This window comes from Streptomyces sp. NPDC006193 (assembly GCF_040613915.1).
In the GTDB taxonomy this organism is placed as follows: Bacteria; Actinomycetota; Actinomycetes; order Streptomycetales; family Streptomycetaceae; genus Streptomyces.
In genome coordinates this window covers 25,488-43,404 of record NZ_JBEXTB010000024.1, presented here as the reverse complement: position 1 = coordinate 43,404, position 17,917 = coordinate 25,488, and the positions used below count along the sequence as shown (strand labels likewise).

Annotated in this window: 11 protein-coding genes; 3 read left to right on the top strand and 8 right to left on the bottom strand. The window is 69.0% G+C overall.

What is annotated here, in order from left to right:
* Window positions 1–23 precede the first annotated feature (23 nt).
* Window positions 24–917: a DUF2690 domain-containing protein gene (locus ABZ261_RS21295; RefSeq protein WP_356861367.1), complete on the bottom strand. Its 894-nt coding sequence runs from the start codon at window positions 915–917 to the stop codon at window positions 24–26.
* Window positions 918–1,156: 239 nt separating this feature from the next.
* Here ABZ261_RS21295 and ABZ261_RS21290 point away from each other — a divergent pair, with 239 nt between their 5' ends.
* The gene (locus tag ABZ261_RS21290) at window positions 1,157–2,215 is read left to right on the top strand and encodes a peptidoglycan-binding protein (protein ID WP_356861365.1); all 1,059 of its coding nucleotides are present in this window, start codon (window positions 1,157–1,159) and stop codon (window positions 2,213–2,215) included.
* A 253-nt stretch (window positions 2,216–2,468) separates the two neighbouring features.
* Here the strand turns inward: ABZ261_RS21290 and ABZ261_RS21285 are convergent, their stop codons facing one another.
* The 4 genes from ABZ261_RS21285 to ABZ261_RS21270 form a co-directional block, all read right to left on the bottom strand.
* On the bottom strand, window positions 2,469–2,999 hold the full coding sequence (locus ABZ261_RS21285) for an ATP-binding protein (RefSeq protein WP_356861363.1): 531 nt from the start codon (window positions 2,997–2,999) through the stop codon (window positions 2,469–2,471).
* Window positions 3,000–3,432: 433 nt separating this feature from the next.
* Entirely contained in the window at window positions 3,433–4,071 is a 639-nt protein-coding gene (locus tag ABZ261_RS21280; RefSeq protein ID WP_356861361.1) for a hypothetical protein, read from the bottom strand.
* 29 nt (window positions 4,072–4,100) lie between these two features.
* Window positions 4,101–5,336 (bottom strand): AAA family ATPase, encoded by a 1,236-nt coding sequence (locus tag ABZ261_RS21275; protein ID WP_356861359.1) that lies wholly within the window; start codon window positions 5,334–5,336, stop codon window positions 4,101–4,103.
* Window positions 5,337–5,742: 406 nt separating this feature from the next.
* On the bottom strand, window positions 5,743–6,873 hold the full coding sequence (locus tag ABZ261_RS21270; RefSeq protein WP_356861357.1) for a hypothetical protein: 1,131 nt from the start codon (window positions 6,871–6,873) through the stop codon (window positions 5,743–5,745).
* Between the two features lie 398 nt (window positions 6,874–7,271).
* On the opposite strand from ABZ261_RS21270, the gene ABZ261_RS21265 reads away from it, so the two are divergent.
* Together ABZ261_RS21265 and ABZ261_RS21260 are read left to right on the top strand one after the other, a co-directional pair.
* Window positions 7,272–8,087, top strand: a complete 816-nt coding sequence (locus ABZ261_RS21265) for a helix-turn-helix transcriptional regulator (RefSeq protein WP_356861355.1) — start codon at window positions 7,272–7,274, stop codon at window positions 8,085–8,087.
* Window positions 8,084–8,287 carry a DUF397 domain-containing protein gene (locus tag ABZ261_RS21260; RefSeq protein ID WP_356861353.1) on the top strand — a complete coding sequence of 68 codons (204 nt, stop codon included), beginning with the start codon at window positions 8,084–8,086 and terminating at the stop codon, window positions 8,285–8,287. The genes ABZ261_RS21265 and ABZ261_RS21260 overlap by 4 nt, the downstream gene beginning before the upstream one ends.
* 67 nt (window positions 8,288–8,354) lie before the next feature.
* On the opposite strand, the gene ABZ261_RS21255 is transcribed toward ABZ261_RS21260, so the two are convergent.
* The 3 genes from ABZ261_RS21255 to ABZ261_RS21245 form a co-directional block, all read right to left on the bottom strand.
* Entirely contained in the window at window positions 8,355–13,433 is a 5,079-nt protein-coding gene (locus tag ABZ261_RS21255; protein WP_356861351.1) for a class I SAM-dependent DNA methyltransferase, read from the bottom strand.
* A gap of 25 nt (window positions 13,434–13,458) precedes the next feature.
* Window positions 13,459–16,347 carry a DEAD/DEAH box helicase gene (locus ABZ261_RS21250; protein WP_356861349.1) on the bottom strand — a complete coding sequence of 963 codons (2,889 nt, stop codon included), beginning with the start codon at window positions 16,345–16,347 and terminating at the stop codon, window positions 13,459–13,461.
* 142 nt (window positions 16,348–16,489) lie between these two features.
* On the bottom strand, window positions 16,490–17,752 hold the full coding sequence (locus ABZ261_RS21245; RefSeq protein ID WP_356861347.1) for a protein kinase: 1,263 nt from the start codon (window positions 17,750–17,752) through the stop codon (window positions 16,490–16,492).
* Window positions 17,753–17,917 lie beyond the last annotated feature (165 nt).

Below are 17,917 nucleotides of genomic sequence, written 5' to 3'. Positions count from 1 at the left end.
CAAGGGCTTGCCCCCCCTAGCGGTCATCGCTGGGCAGTGCCGGAGGCGGCCTCGGTTGCGCAGACGGTGCCACGCCCCTCGACGATCGCGCAGGCCCGGACGCTGGTGAGGTCGTCCACGTGGGCCATGCGGGTGTGGGCGTCCTTCCCCGACTGCTGCCGGTATTCCTGCGAGGCCTCCTCGTCGTCCCGGAAACGGAGCATGATCCGATCTCCCGGCGAGGTGCCATGCATCCTGGCCCACGCGGCATGGCACCGGGGACTGTGGCGCAGTTCGACGAGCACTCCGTAACCGCGGCCGGTGTACGCGGTGGTCGCGTCCTGCGCGCACACGGTGGTGGTCGGCTCCGCAGACGTGCAGGAGGCGCCGCTGCACGTGGCCGGCGGCGCGGGCCGGGCCGACGCCATCGTCACGGAAGGGTGCTCCGTTTCGCCTTCCGCCTGCGTGGGGCCGGCGAAGTGCTGGACCAGGAAGATCATCACCAGCAGGACGGCCGCAGCGACTCCCGAGGCCGTGAGGATCACCGGTGCCCTTCGCCTGCCACCGGCTTCCGCCGAAGGTGCCGAGACCGCCGTCGGTGGACCTGTGGTTACCGGTCCGGGAGCGCGGCCACGTTCCGTCTCCGCGCGCCGATGCAGGTCCAACGCCTGGTCGAGTTCGGCATCCCCGTCCTCGGGTGCCGTGCCTGCGGGCCCGACACGAATCCGCCAGAGCGCCCGGACGACCTCGGCGGTGGGGAGAGTGGCGCCCGACTCCCATCGTGAGACCGTCGGCTGCCTGGCTCCCAGCTTCTTGGCGACCGCGTTCTGGCTCCGGTTGCTGTCCTCGCGCCATCGTTTGAGCGTGCGCCCCAGCTCGACTCCCGCGGGCGTCGGCACCTGGCCGCTGTCAGCGCCGTTCCGAGGCTTGGTGCCCACTGGCGAACTCCCTGCGTCGAGTTGTGAAACCCCAGTTCAGACCCCATACACGCGGTCCGCGTATATGCGCGTATGGCCGGTGACGCGCACAGCGTAGATCCGGCCTGGAACCTGGTCCAAGGTTGTCGTCAGCCGGTGAGAACGTCCCGGCTCACCTTTTCCCGAGAAGTCCCTGGCCGTGCCATGTCCTGACGCGTCATGGCCATGCCCGGACACATCACACGAAAGGACTAACCATCATGAACGCGAAGTGCCGCACGACTCTGCGGGTCGCCGTCGCCACAACCGCTTCCGCAGCAGGGATCCTCTCCGCGCTCGGCCTGGCCGACCCCGCTGCCGCCCACGACACCCGGGTCTCTTCACCGGCGCGCTCGGCCCAGCCGTTGACCACCGCCCCTCGTACGGCCGCCAAGGCCACCGGTGTCTCGCACGCCCGGCAGTGGCCCACGCTCCGCTCCGGAAGCCGGGGACCGGTCGTCACCGCGGCCCAGCACCTGCTGGCCGCGCGGGGGCACGCCGTAAGGACGGACGGCGTGTTCGGCGTTCGCACCGCGGCTGCGGTGAAGGCCTTCCAGCGTCAGAACCGTCTGCGCGCGGACGGTGTCGTCGGAGTCAACACCTGGAAGGCGCTGATCGTCACCGTGCGCTCCGGAAGCCGCGGGCACGCGGTGACCGCCGCTCAGCGTCTGCTGGCCGCGCGGGGGCACGCCGTGAAGACGGACGGCGTGTTCGGCGTTCGCACCGCGGCCGCGGTGAAGGCCTTCCAGCGTCAGAACCGTCTGCGCGTGGACGGCGTCGTCGGAGGAGGAACGTGGAATGCCCTGGCCGGCGGACACACCGGCACCACGCCGGCCACCCGCGGATACGTACTGAAGTTCACCAAGAACTGGTCTCGGACGGACCACTCGACGCTCGCCCTGTACCGAAACGGCCGACTGGTGAAGAGCTACCGTGCCGGGTCAGGCAAGGGCAGCACGGACGAGTGCGCCAAGGGACGTGGGTGGCTGCCCAGCGGCACCTACAAGATTCTCGGGCACCAGACCAACCGCAACACGAGGATCAAGGGGTACGCGATCCACCTCGCGGACAAGGCCTGTCACCCCAAGCGCGGTCAGAGGGCCGTCACGCGCGGTGATCTGTTCATCCACAGCAACATGACCAAGGACGGTGCCAGCCGTTGGCGCGGCAGTTACAAGTCCGAAGGGTGCATCAAGCTCTCTCCCCCCGACATCAAGAACCTGTTCGCCCACCTGAACAAGGCTCACTGGCCCAGCAACCTGATCCTCAAGGTCAGCTGAAACCTTCGCAGTGACCGACAAGGCGTCTGCCGGGCAGCGTTGCCCGGCAGACGCCCACTCGTGCAGGGCCGCTGGCCGTTGCAGGTCTTTGCCCGGCCGCCTTCGGTGACGTACCTGGTTGTGCCCCCGACGACCGTGACCGGAACGACGCCGCGGCTTCGTCGACCGGGGTGAGCGGTGCCGCGCGGCGGGGCCTGGCGGAGGTGCAGCGCGAAGGCCTCATCGCCGTCCGACGTGTTCACGGCCGCCCTTGTCAGGGACGCGTCGGAGGGGCTGTGCGGGGACCGGGCCGGCCCTGGCGAAGGGCACTGGGCTGGTCGCCGGACGTGGTGCCGACCACGGCCCACACGGTCTTGCCGGGGCCGCGGCGGCGGTCGGTGACTCCCCAGTCGTCGGCCAGGGCGGTGACGAGGACGAGTCCGCGACCGGACTCGGCATCGGCGTCGGGGGCCGTGGGGACGGCGACGGGCGGCCGGCGCTCCGCGCGAGTGTCGGAAACCTCCACGCGCAGCCGCGTGCCGTCCGCCTCGGCGGCCAACCGGACGTGGAAGTCCCGGCCGGGCACCCGTCCGTGCCGTACGGCGTTGGCACACAGCTCGGCGGCGATCAGGGTCAGCGTCTCGTTGACGTGGCCGTCGTAGGGGTGGCCCCAGGTGTCCAGGCAGTGCGCGACGAACAGTCGGGCCAGGCGGGCGCCTCGCGGGGTGGAGGTGAAGGCCATGGCGAACTCGGTGGGCATCGTGGGACCGGAGGGCCGGTTCCGCTGGGGGGAAGGGCTGTGCATGCGGTCAGCGTGGCGGCTGGTCGGGCGTGTCACCAGCAGCGATGCCTGTACGGGAGCGTGCTGTACATGGGGCGGCGCGCCCGTGCGCGCTGTCCCACCGAGAGACGAGTCGGTGGCCGACACCGCGTACGACCTGAGTTTCGGCAGGCGCTGCGCACGTTCTCGCATCGCGCGTTTCCGGCGTACGTGACGCCGGAGAGCGATCGACCAGCAGGGTCCTGTGCGGCACCGCCGCGAACTCGGCCGGTCGGGTCGGGCTCCCGGTGGCGACGTCGCGGCCGCGGCTGAGGCGGTGGCCGGACCGGAGCGCGGCGCCGGGGCCTGCACGAGGGGAGGCCTCCCGGTCACCACCCGGCGGGAGAACGCGTCCCTGACCGCAAACGGGCGAGAGCATATGAGATCGCCCTGCCTCTGGCCTCCCCGCGATCGGTGGTCAGGTCCAACTCGTGAGGTCCCCGACGAAGTCCGCGTACGAACGGTTGCTGCCCCGCGGGGAGGGGATCATCTGGCGCTTCAGCGCCTCGCGGGCGACCGCGGGGCCGTCGCTCTCCCGGAAGACCGGCAGGCCCAGCCCCCGCTTGAGCTCCTCCTTGGCATCCTTGATGCGGCCGGTGTCCTTGTCGAGCAGGCGGTCGGGGACCTTCCAGCGCGGACGGACGTGGGGGAAGGCTTCGGGGAACAGCAGCAGCCAGCCCTCGCTCTCCCATGCGGCGAGGGCGAGTGCCGTCCGGAACCCCTGGCATTGGTCCGCGAGTTCGGCGGTGAGCGTTTTGCGGATCCGGTCGTAACCGGCGTCGGCGTAACCGTCCAGGTCCTCGTGGACGACGAACCCGATCAGCTCGGCACGCTGCTGGCGCGCCTTGGCCCGCGCCTTGCCGACCAGCGCTTTCACCGCGGCGGCCAGGTCCGGACCGGACTTCCTGCGCAACCGCACCGGGTCGTTGATGCGGACCAGCTTGGCCGCCGCGCTCAGGTCGGGCCGGTGCGCGCGTATCAGCGCGGCCAGGATCTCGCAGTCGTTCTGGTCCTCGCCGGCCAGTACGATGACGCCCCGTTCCTGCGCCTGGGACACCCGCCCGCCGCCATGCCGTCCTCTCGGAGTCACAGTTCACCCCCGGTGAGGTCGCCGCCCAGCACCCCGGAGAACCACAACTCCCCGAGGGGCTGTTCACCGGACTCCTCGACGATCTCCTTGACCTCGTCGACGGTGAGGGCGGGGATGATCGACGCGCCGTCCTCGTCGCGGTCGCACACGACGAACTCCTCCGGATACAACCGGTTCACCAGGGCGGGGGAGTGAGTGGCGACGATGAACTGCGTCCGCTCGGCGGCCTCCCGCAGCCGTTGCACGACGAGTTCCAGGGCCTGCGGGTGCAGCCCGTGGTCGATCTCCTCGATGCAGGTGAACGCGGGAGGGTTGGGGTCGTACAGCAGGGCGAGCAGTCCCAGAAGGCGGACGGTTCCGTACGACGCGTCCGCGAGAGGCGTCAGTCGGCGCAGGCCGCGCTCGCGCAGCACGACGGTCAGCTGGTCCGTGGAGCCGCCGACCTCCTCGAACTCGATGTTCTCCAACTGAGGCAGGACGGTCCGGGCGTCCGCGACTAAATCGTCCCAGATCTCCTCACGACCGCTCAGTTGGATCAGGAACCCGGCCAGGTTCTCGGCGTGCGGCGAGAGCGTCTCGAAGTCCGCCCCACGCAGACGGGTCGGCTGACGGGCGGCCGCCACGTCGACGTCGAAGACCCGGAACGACGACAGCCGGTCCGCGACCCGTGTCACCTCGTCGCCGCCGTCGGCGGGACCGAGCCGGGGCAGCGTGGACAGACCGCTGCTGAGCCTTCGGATGCCGAAGCTGCCGCTGTCCTTCGTCTGTCCCGCCCGCTCGTCGACGACGCGAGCTTCTTCGCCGGAGATGGTGATGCGGCGGCCACGCCCCTGTTTGCGTTTGAACGCGAAGCTTTCCTCACGCGACAACGTGTACCGCGTGCCTGCGCCGTCCCGGTTCGACGGCAGGGAGCGACGCCGGATGACGAGGTTGTACTCGTCCGGTGCGTTGAGCGACGCGTTGCTGGTCCAGGTCGCCTTGAGCTGGATGCGCATCGAGGTCGGCGGCCTGCTCCCGCCCCAGAAGGCCACTTCGTCGAACCCGCGGCGCGAGTCCAACGCCGGCTGGAGGTCGGTGCGGATGATGTCGGCGAGGAAGTCGAAGACCGCGAGCACATTGGACTTGCCCGCGCCGTTCGGGCCCACCAGCACGGTGAGGGGGCCGAGTGGCACGGTCACGTCCCGCAGGCTGCGGAAGTTCTCGACATGGAGTTCTAGCAGACGGCCGGGCATGGGCAACCTATCGAGTCGATGCACGGTACGGCGGTGACGGTGGCGCGAACGGCGGCGACGGGGCGTGCGTGCCGCCGCCCGAGCGATGCTCGTGGACGTCCCGGTGAGCGGGCATCGCGCCTCCTCCGTCGTGTCGTGCGTCCATGGACGGACGATGATCGACCGTCCGTGGACGATCGTGGCTCAGCGTATCCGCCCCACCTGACATCGGCTCAGCGATCCGCCACGGTCGCCTCCACCGGGCGTCGGCCCGTCCGCAGCGAGACCCGGACCGTCTTGCCCGGGGCCACTACGGCGGTCGATGACACCCCAGTCGTCGGCCGGCGCCGCCGCGACGAGCAGGCCGCGGCCCGGTTTCGGCGTCGGGCGGCGGGGGGCGGCGTCCGCGCGGTGGCGCCCGACGGCGTCAGCCCCGGCGGCACCGCTCCCGGAGTTCCGCGAGGACCGCCTTCTCACGGGAGTTGAGGTCACCGTCCACGGTGGCGACCCGCTCCGCCGCGTCGACGACGTCGCCGAGATCGCCCGGCTCGGCGTCCACGCGCTTCCACACCTCGGCCGGGTCGATGTCGACGACGTGCGCGAGCTGCTCGTCGGCCACCTCGTGCCGTTCCCGGACCAGCCGCACCAGGTGCCGCATCAGCAGCGCCTCGTCGTCCGCGATCTCGCGGTTCGCCCTGATGACGAGCCATGCGACCCACAGCATCAACTGCGGGTGCCGGCTGCGCTCGCTCATTCCCTCGGCTAGTTCGATCACCCGCGCCTCGTTCCGGAACACGGCACGCGCGTGCCGGCCCGCGAGCAGCGTGGTGTAGCGGTTCAGCAGGACGGCGAGGGGGACGCCGACCAGGGGGATACCGATCTTGATGACGTTGCGCTGCAGGAGGTGCTTCCCGACGACGGGGAGCGCCCTCCCGGCGCTGAGAACCGATTTCGAGTAGAAGCGCTTGACCAACGGTCGCACCAGGGCCGGGATCGCCTTCGCGACACCTTCGCGGGCAGCTTCCCCGCTCTTGATCGTGAACGCCACGCGGATGAGCTTCCACAGGTCCTCGGGGTCGTGCACGTCGAGCGGGACCCGGTAGAGCACGGAGATGTCGTAGGCCAGGCGGAGCTGGAGCTGGGTGAGGAACGCGACGTCGACCATCATGGTCGCCACGGCCGCGGGGACGGTCGCCGGTGAGGCACCCCCGAGACTCCCGATGGTGGCGGCTACGGTCGCCGTGTAGGCCCCGGCGGAGAGCCCTCCTTCGAGCGCGGCGTACCGGGCCGCCATCTTGATCCGCTGATCCACGATGGCATCCGCGGGCACGCCCGCGTACCGGTCCTGGAAGTACTGCCAGTCCACCTTCTCGGTGTACGAGTTCATGGCATGAGCGGCGAGCTTGGTGAACCAGTTGCCCGACTTGATGTCGTTCGCGCTCAGACTTTTGACGAAGTTCTTGATCTCGGCCTGCTCCTGCTCGACGACCTTCCGGTCGGCGGCGTCGTCGGCTTCGTCCGCGTCGATGTGGGCGGCGTCCGTGGGCGCGTCGGTCATGGTGAGTCCGCGTCGGTCATGGTGAGTCCCCCCAGGCTGTTCCGCGAGTGACCGAGGTACGGGGCGCGGACACCCCTGCTTCCCCGTCTCCGCGCGGTGATTCGGTGAGCGGCGCAACGGCTGCTCGTTGTCCCCTCCCTTGAGGCACAACTTGAGGCGCAACCCTAGCGCGCCGTCAGGCGGCCGGTGCCCTGATGGGACATGCGGGTGCGGGTGTACAGCCGGGGGCTGTACGCGGGAGGGCGGGCGCTCGTACGCGGTACGGGGGAAGCGGGGCCAAGCGGAGGGAAAGCGACGGAGGGTGTCCCTACAGTGAGCCGTGAGTGACGGACGGGTGCGGCGCCTGCGGCGGGACGAGGAGCGGGCGCCACCCGGCGGGCGGGTGAGGTGAGGGCACCATGGCGGTGCACGGGGAGAGCGAGACGGGCATCCTGCGGTGCTTCGGGCAGCAGGTGCGGTTGCTGCGGACGGCCCGAGGGCTGACGCGGGCGGAGCTGGGCGCGAAGCTCGGGTACAGCGAGGACATGATCGCCTCGGTGGAGCTGGGGCGGCGCATTCCCCGGCCGGAGTTCATCGACCGGGTGGACGAGGTGCTGGGGGCCGGCGGACTGCTGGTGGTGATGAAGGAGGAGGTGGCGCGGGCGAGGTATCCCGCCTTCTTCCGAGACGCGGCGAAGCTGGAGGCGGAGGCGGTGGAGCTGCACGTGTACGCCAGCAAGGCCGTGCCCGGCCTGTTGCAGACGGAGGAGTACGCACGGGCGGTCTGCGAGATGTGGTTGCCTCTGCTGGACCCCGAGACCGTCAACCAGCGTGTGAGCTCCCGTCTCGCTCGCCAAGTGATCTTCGACCGCCAGCCGTCCCCCACCATCAGCTTCGTCATCGAGGAGCATGTGCTGCGTAGGCCCCTCGGTGGGCATGCGGTCATGCGAGGCCAGTTGGAGGAAGTGCTGCTTCGCGCACAACAGAGGAACGTGGTCGTCCAGGTCATGCCGATCGGGTGCGTGGAACACGCAGCCCTGGACGGGCCGTTCACTCTGTACGAGACGCAGAAGGGGCAGCGGCTCGCGTACGTCGAGGCACGCAACGACAGCCGACTCTTCAGCGAGCGGAGGTCGGTGCGCGAGTACGAGGAGCAGTACGGCATCCTGCGTGCTCAGGCCCTGACTCCACGTGAGTCCCTGGGGCTCCTCGAGAAGATGCTGGGAGAGCTATGAACGCGGAAAGCGGGACGCAGGCTGAGACCAACCTGTCCTGGCGCACTAGCAGTTACAGCACGGGGTCGGGCGGAGAGTGCGTCGAGGTCGCTGTTACGGCTGCGGGTGTGCACGTGCGTGACTCGAAGCGGGTTACGCAGGGCGGCCCGGTGCTGAAGGTGGGCTCGGCGGCGTGGATAGCGCTGCTCAGGGCAGTCTGAACCGAAGGATTCGCGATGGTGGGTGCTCCTCGTGAGGGGCGCCCACCATCACTGTTGGGTATGTGCCTCAGCGCTTCGGCGGAGTCCAACGCCCGGCAGCGATCTCCTTGTCCAAGCGAGCTTGGAAGTGCGCGTGCGCGGCGCGCATCTCGGCCTCGCGGTCCGCCTTGTAGAAGGGGGGAACGTATCCCTCGGGAGGCGGAGTGGTATCAGGAGATTCGAGATACGCGAGAAGGTCGGGGTAACTTTCCTTGACTTGTTTTACACCCTGGGCATAATAGTCCCGCGTGATTCGATGCCCGGACGCGTCGAACCACATGGCGGACTCGTAATTCGAAAGCACTGGAAATCGAGCTCTATACATAGAAATAAGCGCGTCCGGGGGAATTCCAAGCCATACGGCTACGAGTGCATCAATTTCTACCAAAGCGGAGCGTCGAGCCCGTTCTGACCTCAACGGAGTTTCATATTCCCAGTTGTTCGATACTGCTCCCAGTGGTGAACTATCCGAAAGGCCAGGCCAAGGGATGGCCCAGTCCTCATATGCGGGCCATTGTGGGTCATAGAGTTCTGTCCAGAGAGGGGCGTAAGCGGCTGTCAAACAGTTCAATCGGAGCGTTCGGAGGAGAAGAGCGGAGGTCAGGGGATGCTGGGGATCTGCTCTCGGCATGGAGTAAGCATCGTTAACGTCGACGTGCTCGCGTCCTGAAGCTCGTAGAAGGTAATCGAGTGGGATGCTTGCCCAGAACCCTGCGTTCAGCGCAGTCCTTCGATTGTCGGCAAGCGCCATGGAACGAACGGCGTGGATGTGAGTAGGGCCGGGAGGAATTAGTGCAGCGAATAGGCTGCGTTCATTGCTTGATCCTGCCATTTCGCGCCACGCGAGTCGGAAATACTCGGTGTAACGCTTACCGTTCCATTTGTCTACCGACTTATCGAAGAAGTTGTAATCGCTGGTTGCTCTGTAGTTTGATCGGGGTACTGCATCCTCGGCGGTTTCCGGGAGGGCCCATGCGGTGTAATCTTTATTGCTCTTGCATGGAATATTTGGCTGCTTAGCTAGGGGAGTGGCGATAGAGATATGCGGCCCTTGGAGGACTACATCATGCCACGTAGATGCGTCAAAGGTGTCCCACTTGATGAGGCCAGACTCTTTGGCGCCTTTTTCGTCGAACCCTCTAGAAATATAGGGTTTCTCCGTCCCGAGTCGCTCTCTGATGCGCGCAAGTGAGGCAATCGCTTCCTGTTCGGCATTCGTGACTGGCGTGAGAAGCTTTGTTTCGTCTGTGGATCGTGTCTCTTCATTCAGGAGGCGGCTCCATTCGGCGAGCGTGAAATCCGTTACCTGAACGAGACGCTCGCGGTGCGGACGGAGATCCCATCCTCCTGCGTGTTTGATCCCGGGCAGGGGGCCCGTGCCGTCGTGTGTGAAGGAAGCTACTAGTGTCTGCGGATCGTAGAGCCAGTTGATGCTAGTGAAATTGACCGATTTGAACGCCCCGTAAATATGGATTCCAAATTGGATTTTCCAGTCAATCTCAGAGAATAGCTTGCGCATATTCTGAAAATGGGCGTGGAATTGCAGATGGTGGTATGCTGCCGACCTTAGCGCCCCCTCTTTTGTTCCGTTGAAATGGCTGTCAGGGTGAATCAAGCCGGAAATGCCGGTATGGGATGAGTTGTGCCATGTGCGGCACATGAAGGCTCTGTAGAGATCCGGTTGTGTGCCGGTTAGACGTGGGTAGGTAGACTCTTGGCTAAGGAATGAAACCATGCCAGCGTTGGAGCAGAGTTCATTTGTGAAAAAAATGCACCCGGGGTGGTTGAGAACCTCCGATTTTCGATTTCGCCATTCCGTCGAATTCGGCTTTTCTGTCAATGCGAACCAAGGTTCCAGCTCTGCAAGGACTAGCCTCTCCTCCCACCGAGGCCGAACCCAAGGCGGATTCCCCACCTGCAAATCAAACCCGCCCGCAGCAGCGAAAACGTGCCCGAACTCCAACTCCCAGTGAAAGAACCCCTGCCGCTCGGCCACATCCCGCGCGACCGCCGCCCACGGATACCGGGACTCCAGCGAGTAGAACCGCTCCATGCCCATCCACTCGGGCAGTTCGTCCTCGTACCGCTCCAGCTCATCGAGCGTGTCGAACTGGGCCACCAGGGAGTCCGCCGGCACGTCGTGCGTGCCCAGCAGGGATTCGGCGAAGTCAAGCCAGTCGTCCAGGGAGGCCAGCGGGATCACCGGGCGGCGTTCTCCCTTGATCCGCTCCTTGCGGCTGCCGCCCCGCGTGCCCTTGGACTTGACCTCGACGACCTGGACGTCGCCGAACAGGTCCGCCGCCTCGTACGTCTCCGGCGCGGGCGCGCCCGACTGGCCAGGAACCGAGGCCGGGGCCGACGGCACGACCCACTCGCCCGACTGCGCGGCGACCTGCGCCGCCCGCGCGTACGCCTCGTGCGTGCCGTCCAGCAGCGCGGCCTCCTGCACGGGCCAGAACCACAGCGCGCACCACGCGTCCATCAGCGTCTTCAGCCGCCAGTACGGGGTGTCGACGGCCTCCAGGTCGGCCTTGACCTTCTCCCTGGGCACGGCGACCTCGGGGGAGCGCAGCCAGCCGTTCTCCGCGCCCCACACGTCGATGCGGCGCGAGATCTCCCGTTCGGAGATCTCCAGTCGGCGCACGACCAGCCCCCACAGGTACTCGGCCCGCCGCGCGAGTCCTTGGAGCCGCTTGGTCTGGGTGGCGTTGGGGGACTTGGTGATCGCCTTGCGCCAGGCGGCGAGGGCCTTGGCCTCCTCCGGGGCCAGCGCCTTGGCCTCCTTCTCGGCGGCGACCGCGCCCCACTCCTTCGCCGGGAGGAGGAAGTGGTGCACCGCGCCCTCGAGGAGCGGGGTGCCCGCCAGGGCCTCCGACAGCGGGAAGCGTTCCGGGGTGGTGCCCAGCCAGCCGCCCTTCTTCAGCTTCTCCGCCGGGTAGATCTCCCGCCGGCCGCCGATGAGGGAGTTGCCGCGCCGCAGGTGCAGGCCGAACCAGGGGGCCTCCATGCCGGGGTGCATGGTGTTCAGCCACAGCGACACCTCCGCCAGCTCCACGGCGGTGTCGTTGAGGTCGACGCCGTAGGAGTTGTGCAGGGCGATGTACGCCTTGACCTTCTGGAGTTCGACCGCGTACTTCTCGGTGTCGATGGCGGTGCCGAGTTCCTCCTGGCGGCGGCGGAGGTACTCCGCGGCGACCTGGTTGATCGCCTCGTTGAGGAACGCGCCCGAGCCGAGCGCCGGCTCGCAGATCTTCCACTCCAGCAGCTCGCGCGCCTCGGTCTTGGTGCCGTCCTGGTCCAGGCGGTGCTGCAGGGCGAGCTGCACCGTCACGCGGGTCAGGGACTCCGGGGTGTAGTAGGAGGCCGAGGTCTGGCGGTCGCGGCCCGACAGGCGGTACACGAACTGGCCCGGCGCGTACCGCACGCGCCGCTCCTCGCCGGTGTCCTCGTCCCTGTGCCGGACGAACACCTCGTCCGGGTACTCGTCGGCCTTGGACGCCGGGATGAGCCAGGAGCCGTCCTTCGGGTCGCCGTTTCTCGCGACCTCGTACAGCTCCTCGCCCGCGACGAAGCCGGTGTAGGACATCAGGCCCTCGTACACGGCGCCGAGCTGGTTGATGCCGAGCTGGGCGTAGGAGATGAAGCCGCCGCGCTCGCGCTTCTTGCCGCGGGTCAGCATCAGCAGGCGCAGCACCCGGTACAGGGTCTCGTTGCGCAGGCGGGTGTCGATGAAGCGCTCCTGGCCGTCGGCAACAGCGTCACCCTCAATGTCGACGCGCGGGTCGGGGACGCCGTACCGGCCGATCAGCCGGATCGCGTCCGGCTCGAAGAGCTTGGAGTGCAACGGCTCGAAGCGCAGGCCCACGTCCTCCGAGGTCTTGCCCGGCACGATGTTGGCCGACTCCGCGTCCGTGCCGTGCGTGCGGCGCGGGCGGTGGCCCTCCTGGACCTTGCGGAACAGCAAGTCCAAGGACTCGTAGAGGTAGAAGCCCTTGCGGGACTTCTCGTCGACGAGGTCGCGCTCGGCGATCAGCTCGCCGAGGCGGCCGAGGCCGTAGCCCATCTGGTACTCGGGATAGTCCGAGGGCAGGATGCCCAGTTCGGGGCGGGCCTCGGCGTACAGCAGGAACAGGATGCGGTACAGGTAGCGCAGCGACTCGCGGGTCAGCTGGCGGCCCAGTTCGGGGAGCTCCTTGACCTGCTCGGGGCGGACGCCGGCCTCGCGCAGCCGGTCCAGGACCTCGTTGGCGATCAGTTCGACGCTCAGCCGCAGGCCGTCGCGCAGCTCGCTGGAGACGCCCACCGCGTGCTTGGTCGACTTGTCCAGGAGCGTGGCGAGGGGGTTCTCGCCGCCCTCCTCGGGAGTGCGCAGCGAGTCGGCGCCGAACAGGGCGGCCACCGTGTCGAGTTCGCCGCCCGCCTTGGTGTCGTTGCGTTCCAGCGCCGTGTCCAGCGACACCGCCAGGTAGCGGCCCTCGCCCCAGGCGGCCCGGTCGGCGAGCACGACGACGCCGCCGACCAGCAGCAGGACGTAGCGGGGGGCGTCCTCGCAGGCGAACAGGAAGGAGGCGAGCTTGGAGCCGGTGGTGAGGGTGTGCTGGCCGTCCAGGCGCACCTCGTCCAGGAGGCGTCCGGCGCCGTCGGGGTCCAGGGCGTCGTCGGGCTCGGCGGACCAGCCGCAGTCCAGGGCGACGAGGTCCTTCTCCGCGTGCGCGACTGGCACCTCGTAGGTCTGGTCGGCGCGCACGACGGTGAGTGTCCCCGGCTTGGCGTCGTAGCCGAGGGCGCGCAGCACCTGCGCGTTGAGCGCGCGGACGCGGTCGCGCCACTCGGGGGCGTCGTACGTCACGGCGTCGTCGCCGGTCGCCGCCTGCTCCTCGGCCATCGTGAAGTAGGAGCGGGCCGCGAAGTAGGGGCGGCGCAGCGCCCGCAGGCCCGCGCGCGGGGTGACCGGCAGCGCGCCCTCGGGCCGCTCGGTGCCGGCGGCGTCCTCCTCGCGCTGCTTCCACTCGGCGAGCAGACCGGACTTGAGGTCCTTGGGGAGGACCTCGGCGAGGTAGTGCGCGGAGAAGTAGTCGCCGCGGTTGACCAGGCTGTCGTACGTCATCTTCAAGAACCTCTGGGAGATGCGGTCAGGCGGCGTGGGCCGTGGTGGGGGCCAGGACGGCGAGCAGGCGCAGCATCGGGCGGCCGGTGGTGAGCAGGGAGTCCGCGAGGGAGGCGAGGCGTTCACGGGTGCCGGTGGACGCGCCGCCGCTCGTCAGCGTCGGCTGCTCCCACGAGCCCAGGCGGGCCTTGTACTCCTCGATGGGCTTCCTGAGCGGCTCGTCCCACGCCTCGCGGTGGAGCTCCAGGAACGCCTCCGCGGTGTCCAGGACGCCGGGGATCGCCTCGGCGAGGCGGGCCGTGTCGTGGGCGAGGCCCGGGTTCGCCATCGTCGGGCCGACCTTCGCGCGGCGCAGCACCGCCACCATGTCGTCGTCGACCCCGCCGTCCGCGGTGACCGCCATCCACTTGACGACGGTCGGGCGGCCCAGCGCGTTGGAGTAGATGCCCTGGACGAGGTAGGTGGGCTGCGGCACGTCGGCGGTCAGCACCGGCGCCTCCTGGCGGTCCAGGCGGACCAGGACCTTGTCCGTGAGCCACTCCATGACCGGGTGCAGGTCGGTCAGCAGCGAGATGTCGGGCCAGCTGGAGGTCGCCGAGGCGCGGGCGCGCTGCAGGCTGTGCTCGGCCAGCCGCCGGTTGAAGGTGACCTTCAGACGGTCGCGCAGGCCCTGCTCGCGGACGTAGTCCGGGGGCAGCGCCTTGAGGCGGTGGACCAGGTCGGGGGGCGGGACGAAGGAGAGCAGGCCGGTCTCGGGGTCGACGGACAGGTCCAGCCGGTCGTGGGCGTCCGGGTAGACCTCGCGCAGTGCCTCGTCGAGGAACTCGCGGGCGGAGGCGAACAGCCGGGGCACGTGCGCCCTGGGCACCGCCCCGCCGCCGTCGCCGCCGCCCGCGTCCGTGGTGGCGGCGTCCTCCTCCGGGTCGTCGTTCACGGCGCCGAAGAAGTCGGCGAGGAAGTCGTCCACGCCGTCGTCGGCGCCGGCGCCGGAGGCGCGGTGGGTGTCCAGGGACTCGTCCACGGTGCGGCCCCGCAGCAGGTCCTGGATGAGGGACTTCTCCTCGGCCTCCGCCCGGTACAGGCCGGAGACCGCCTCCGCCGTGCCCAGTGCCTGGTGGGCCTGGGCCTCGCGCTCCAGCAGGCGCTCCGCGACGAGCGTGTCGTCCTTGGCGCCGTCGACGGAGCTGGTGAGGATCAGCGCCCGGAACTGCGGCTGGTGCGCCTGCCCGTAGCGGTCGATGCGGCCGTTTCGCTGCTCGATGCGGATCAACGACCAGGGCACGTCGTAGTGGACGAGCTGGTGGCACTGGCGGTGCAGGTTGACGCCCTCGGAGGCGACGTCGCCGGTGAACAGGATGCGCACGGGCGTGTCCGCGAGGCCGAAGTCCTCCACGCACTGCATCTGCTGCTCGTCCGACAGGCCGCCGTGCATGACCCGGGCCGCCTCCTGGGCGGCCTTGCCCTTGAAGCCGAGGGCCTGGGGCACGGTCCGCGCCAGCCACTCCAGGGTCTGCACCCGCTCGGAGAAGACCACCACCCGGGTGTCGGACTTCGGTCCGACCCCGATCTCCCGCAACTGCTCCAGCAGGGCGCCGAACTTGCCCGAGTCCTCCTCCGTCATGCCCGACGCCAGCTCCAGGAGCCGGTGCAGGGCCGCGCGCTCGGCGGCCGTCACCTGAGGATCGTCCTTCTTCTCCAGGGTCTTGATGCGCGTGGCGACCGTGGCCTTCAGCGCCGCGTGGGAGGAGAGGAAAGACTTCAGCAGCGTGTACGGGAAGAGGGGGACGTCGCTGACCGACTTCGCACCGTCGGACGGCAGCCAGACCGCGGCCAGCTCCTCGAAGATCCTCTCCTCGGCGGGCGTGGCCGCCACCCGGATCGAACGGGAGGGGCCGCGGTCCGCCCACTGTCCCTTCATCTGCTCCCGCACCTCGGGGCTGACCTTGGTACGCCTGATGAACAGGTGCTTGATGTCCTCGGCGCGGTAGTGCTCCGGGTCGCGGATCGCGGCCGGGTCCAGCAGGGAGATCAGCTCGGCGAAGGAGCGGGCGTCGCCGTTGTGCGGGGTCGCCGAGGCCAACAGCAGGGCGTCCGTGTGCGGGGCCAGCGTGCGGGCGAGCTGGTTGCGCAGGGACCCCTTGTTGATGAGGTTGTGCGACTCGTCGATGACGACCGCGTCCCAGCTGATCCGCTCCAGGTGGTGCTTGTACTGGTCGGTGTTCTTCAGTGTGTCGATGGAGACGATGACGCGCTTGAAGTACGTGAACGGGTTGCGGCCCGCGGGGATCTCCCGCTGGATCCGTTCGATGCCCACCGAGTCCAGGCGCACCAGCGGGATCGCGAACCGCGTCCACAGTTCGTGCTGGAACTGCTCCAGGACGTGCTGCGGGGTGACGACGAGGATGCGCTCGCCGCGGCCGCGGCGGATCAGCTCGGCGAGAGTGAGGCCGATCTCCAGGGTCTTGCCGAGGCCGACGACGTCCGCGATGAGCATGCGGGGGCGCAGATTGCGGCCCGACAGGGCTAGCTGCGCGGGGCGCTGCTGGTAGGGGAGCGGGTCCAGGAGGAAGGAGTCCCTGAACGCCAGGCCCCGCTCGGCCTGCGGCAGCGGCGTCTTGCGCAGCACCGCCTCCAGGAACAGGCGCGAGCGGCGGAAGTTCGGCGAGTCGTCCCGCACCAGACGGGTCCGCCTCGGGTCGAGCAGCTCGATCCGGTCCAGAGCGGTGAAGAACACCGCCTCCTGGTCGCGTACGAAGTCCGACGCGCCCACCGCCTCGATCCGGGCGCCGTCGTGCTCGGTCCGCGTCGCATTGCGCACCAGCCACACCTCGTCCCTCACGAGGATCTGGGCGCCCGGCGGGAACAGGGCGTCCTGGTCGCTCGTCGCGGGGGCGGTGCTCAAGTCGGCGGTCACGCGGGTGCCTCCTGTGGGCGTTCGTGTCGATGGGGTGGGCGCGTCCCGGCACGGGTGGCCGGCGGGGGCGGTCGTCGAACCGGCGGTACGCGTCGTCGGGGAAGGGGCCTTGCGGCTCGGCGCGGCAGGGGCCGGATCGGTCTCAGAAGGGAGCCGCCGCCGCGTATGCGGCACGGAGGCGCTCGGCCGTTCTACGGGCCTGGAGGGAGTGCCGAAGGGTGTGCGTGCCTTCCTTGGACCGCTTGGGCGCCGTTGGCGGCCGGCTCGGTACCGGCTGTTCGCGACGGGTGCCGTCGATGGGACCACGCCGAACGGGAGGCGTGTGGCCGGAGGAGTCCTGGACCGCCGGGTCGGTGGGGCCGGGGGTCTCGTCCAGAGCCGGGGCGGCCGGGGAGCCGGAGCCGGGCATGGTCGGCGCGTGCTGGGCAGCCGGGGCGACCTCCGTGTCCGGGGCGTCGGTCGCGGGGACCGACCAAGGGGAGGTCGGGGAGGCGAGGGAGTCGCCGGTCGGAGCGGCCTTGTGCCGTTGTCCCGCGGTGTGCGCGGTGAGCCTGCGACGCGCCTGGGCGATCTTCATGCCCTGGGCCTCGATCACTGAGCGGCACTGCTGCACCACATCGGTCAGAGAGGGCCGGTCCTCGGCGCTCTGGGCGAGCATGCCGGTCAGGAGGGGCATCAGTTCGTCGGGTGCACCGGAGAGGTCAGGCGCCGTGTCGGGGTCGGTGACGAGGTGGAACACCATGTACGGGGTCGCCGCCTCGTGCGGGTAGTGGCCCGTCGCGGCGAAGAGCAGCAGCGCGCCCAGCGCGTAGACGTCCACGGCCGCCGTCAGCGGCTTGACGCCGGCGGCCTGCTCCGGGGCCATGCAGATCGGGGTGCCGACGACCTGGTGAGGGGCGGTGAGGGAGACGTTCGACTCGGTGAAGGCCGCCAGGCCGAAGTCGATGATCTTCGGGCCGTTCGGTCCGAGCAGGACGTTGGCCGGCTTCAGGTCGCGGTGGAGCAGTCCTTGCGTGTGCACGGCCGCCAGCGCCTCGGCGAGGACCGCGCCGAGCGCCGCGGTGAGGACGGACGGCAGCGGTCCCTGCGTCTTCACGTGCCGGGCCAGGTCCGGGCCGTCCACGTACTCGGTGGCCAGCCACGGCTGCTCCGCCTCCGCGTCGGCTCCGAGGAACGCCGCGATGCGGGGACCGTACACGGTCTTCAGCACCTCGATCTCCTGCGCGAACCGCCGGCGGGACTCGGAGTCCACGACCGATGGCTTGATCACTTTCACCGCGGCGGGCTCACCACCGGGCGACTCCCCCAGGAAGACCTGGCCCATGCCTCCCTGGCCGATCCGGCCGAGGAGTTCGAAGTCGCCCAGCACGGGCGGGTCCTCGGGGTTCAGGGGCGTGATCTGCACGTGTGTCCTCGAAATTCGTTCATGGCGAGCGTCCGATCAGCCGCGATGCGCGCCTGGAACACGGTAGTGGATGCGGTCGGGAGCGGGAACGCCGTTTGCGGAACGGGGATGTCAACCTCTGCGGGTGAAGAAAGTGTGAAGCCTCCTGTTCGTACGTTGGGCCGC

Bases quoted from the DNA above. Each gene is read 5' to 3' on its own strand.
- ABZ261_RS21290 (WP_356861365.1), top strand. From the start codon at position 1,157: ATGAACGCGAAGTGCCGCACGACTCTGCGGGTCGCCGTCGCCACAACC.
- ABZ261_RS21285 (WP_356861363.1), bottom strand. From the start codon at position 2,999: ATGCACAGCCCTTCCCCCCAGCGGAACCGGCCCTCCGGTCCCACGATG.
- ABZ261_RS21275 (WP_356861359.1), bottom strand. From the start codon at position 5,336: ATGCCCGGCCGTCTGCTAGAACTCCATGTCGAGAACTTCCGCAGCCTG.
- ABZ261_RS21270 (WP_356861357.1), bottom strand. From the start codon at position 6,873: ATGACCGACGCGCCCACGGACGCCGCCCACATCGACGCGGACGAAGCC.
- ABZ261_RS21265 (WP_356861355.1), top strand. From the start codon at position 7,272: ATGGCGGTGCACGGGGAGAGCGAGACGGGCATCCTGCGGTGCTTCGGG.
- ABZ261_RS21260 (WP_356861353.1), top strand. From the start codon at position 8,084: ATGAACGCGGAAAGCGGGACGCAGGCTGAGACCAACCTGTCCTGGCGC.
- ABZ261_RS21255 (WP_356861351.1), bottom strand. From the start codon at position 13,433: ATGACGTACGACAGCCTGGTCAACCGCGGCGACTACTTCTCCGCGCAC.